General features: G+C 75.6%; 1 protein-coding gene. It reads right to left on the bottom strand.

The features are described from left to right. Positions 1–821: tetratricopeptide repeat protein (locus tag FrCorBMG51_RS24375; protein WP_476742254.1), on the bottom strand; the 821-nt coding region annotated here is incomplete at its 3' end. Between the last annotated feature and the right edge of the window lie 94 nt (positions 822–915).

Here is a 915-nt window from a genome sequence, read left to right as displayed (position 1 = left end):
GCGGCCCGTGGCCCGGCAAGCCACGCGCCCGGCGGCCCGGTCCCGGGCGCCCCGGCTCCCTCGGGCCCGGCGACCGCCGCGGACCCCGCGGTCCTCGACGACCCAGGCGACCCAGTGGATGTGGTGGATGTGGCGTGGCTGGCACGCCCGGCCCGGTCGAGCAGTCGGCCCACCAACGCGGGATGGGCCGCCCGCAGCCCGGGATGCGCCCGCAGCAGCCTGATGATCACTTCTCCCGCGTCCACGAACGGACGCAACGCACCTTCGTCCTCGGCCAGTGCCAGTGCGCGGGCCAGGGATGCGGTCGCCCGCGCCACGTCCCCGCCGCGGTCCGCCGCCACCGCGTCCAGCACGCAGGCCGCGGTGAGGCTGCCAATGCCGAAGCCGGTGTCGGCCCGCAGCAGCGGAGCGAGCATCGTCGTGGCCGCGGACGCGTCCGCCCGGGCAAGGTGGATGCGCACCAGGGTGAGCACCTCGACCGGGTCGGGACGGTGGTCGGCGATCCCGCGTCGCAGCAGGGTCAGCGCCGCGTCGGGATTACCCGCCGCAACAAGAAGATCTCCTTCGGTGGCCAGTCGTGCGCGTAGACAGACGTCGGGCAGCCCGGCCGGACGGTGGATGGCCAGCAGCCGCCGGGCGGCCCGGACCTCCCCCTGCCGGGCCAGGATGGCCGCGTCGAGCAGGACGAGCAGTTCGGCGGTCACCGGCTGCGGCCACCGCCGANNNNCCGGCTGCGGCCACCGCCGACAGTATCCGTCCGCCTCCTGGATGTGCTGGCGGGCGGCGGCGAGCTCATCGCTGTGGTAGGCCACGATGGCCATCGCGAGACGGGCGTCGGCGAGCCCGGCGATCCGGCCCGGCCGGAACCGGTCACCATCGGTGCCGACCAAACCGTCAGTACCGGCCGGACCGCCG

Source organism: Protofrankia coriariae (assembly GCF_001017755.1).
GTDB lineage: Bacteria > Actinomycetota > Actinomycetes > Frankiales > Frankiaceae > Protofrankia > Protofrankia coriariae.
Note: the sequence above shows the minus strand (reverse complement) of the source record. Positions and strands in the feature narration are given on the sequence as shown.